1 protein-coding gene is annotated in these 1903 nt (G+C 73.4%); it reads right to left on the bottom strand.

The genetic code is table 11. The annotated features are described in order from the left end of the window. Window positions 1-1903, bottom strand: a 1903-nt coding sequence (locus tag FNQ90_RS21480; protein ID WP_182607865.1) for an AMP-binding protein, incomplete at both ends; no start/stop codon positions are given.

A 1903-nucleotide genomic window follows, 5' to 3' on the forward strand; every position in this document is an offset into this window, starting at 1 on the left:
GCCCCCGTCCCCGTCGTCCACCTCGACGAACTGGCGGGCGGTGAGCTCCGGCGCGTTGCGGTAGCCGTTGGCGACGCCCGTGCCGCCGATCCACAGTTCGCCGGGCACCCAGTCCGGGCAGTCCCGGCCGCGTTCGTCCACGATCCGGTAGCGCTGGTTGCGCAGCGGATAGCCGTAGGGGATCGAACGCCACTCGGGGTCGACCCGTTCGACCTCGAAGGCGTTGGACCAGATCGACGCCTCCGTGGCCCCGCCCAGGGCCACCAGCCGGCATCCGGGCACGGCCGCCCGCAGCCGGTCGGGCAGGTCGAGGCCGACCCAGTCACCCGATACGAGGGCCAGCCGCAGGTCGTCGGACGCCTGCCGGTCCTCCCGTGTCACCAACAGCATGTCCAACAGCATCGGCACCGTGTTCCACACGGTGACCCGGTGCGTCGCGACCAGGTCGCTCCAGCGGTGGGCGTTACGGCGTTCGGACTCGGCGATCGTGACCACGGCGCCGCCCGCGCCGAGCAGGCCGAAGATGTCGTACACCGACAGGTCGAAGTCCAGTGCCGACACGGCCAGTACGCGGTCCCGGGGGCCCACGGCGAAGCGCTCGTTGATGTCCTCGACCGTGTTCGCGGCGGCCCGGTGGGTGATCTCGACGCCCTTGGGCTCGCCGGTCGACCCCGAGGTGAAGATGACGTACGCCAACTCGGTGTCGGACACGTCCACCGGTGCGTCGACCGGGGCGCATTCCCCGGCGTCCTCGACGATCAGCGGCCGTACCCCGGCCGGCCAGTCCCCCGCGTCGCGGGTGGCGGTGTCGGTGAGGGCCGTGGTGAGTCCGGCGGCGGTGAAGATGCGTTCCCGCCGCAGCGGGGGCTGGTCGACGCCGACCGGAACGTAGCCCGCGCCCGCCGCCAGGATGCCGAGCACGGCCACGATCTGCCCCGGGCCCTTGGGCAGGGACACCCCGACCAGGTCGCCCGGTCGCACGCCGTGCCGGCGGAGAAGGGCGGCGATCCGCAGGGCGGAGTCGGCCAGTTCGCCGTAGCGCAGCGTGCCGCTGTCGAAGATGACGGCGGTCGCGTCGGGGGTCTTCGCGGCCCGGTCGAAGAAGGGGCGGTGCAGCAGGGTGGTGCGCTGCGGCGCCCCGGTGGCGTTGACCTCGTCACGGACCGTGCGCTGCGCGGGCGGCAGCACCTCCGGCACCGGGGCCCGCCAGTCGCCGGAGCACAGCAGGTCGAGCAGGGAGCGGTAGGCGGCGAACATGTCGTCCAGCAGGCCCTCGGGGAAGAGTTCCTCCACCGCGTCCCAGTTGAGCGACACCCGGGGTCCGTCGGGTCCGTCGTTCATCTCGACCACCTGGTGGTCGAGCCACACCTGCGGGGTCTGGGAGATGCCCCAGACGGGCCGCTCGAACGGCTCCGGCGGCCGGGCGGCCAGCTCCGTGACGGCGCCCAGCGCGCTGGTGAACACCACCGGCACCGCCACCTCCTGGCGGCCGGTGCGGCGCGACAGCTCCCGCAGCACGTCCACGGCCGACATCTCGCGGTGGGCGAGGTCCCGTGCCAGTCGCTCCTGGAGGCGGCGTACCCGGGTGAGCCAGGCGTCCGCGCCGTCGGGTTCGTAGGCGACCAGCATCAAGGAGGTGAAGTCGCCCAGCACGCGGTTCACATGGGGGTGCACCTCGGCGCGGTCGAACAGGGTCACGGTCAGCGTCATGTCCTCGCGACCGCTCCACGCCCCCAGCACCTCGCAGAACGCCGAGAGCAGCACGGCCGAGGGCGTCAGCCCGTGCTCGCGGGCGCGGGCGGTCAGCACCGCCCAGCGCTCGGCGTCGATGTCGGCCGTGCGCCGGGTGAAGCGCGGCTTCGCCACCCGCGCGGGGTCGATGCGCAGCGGCAACGCCGGGGCG

Source organism: Streptomyces alkaliphilus (assembly GCF_014141535.1).
Lineage (GTDB): Bacteria > Actinomycetota > Actinomycetes > Streptomycetales > Streptomycetaceae > Streptomyces > Streptomyces alkaliphilus.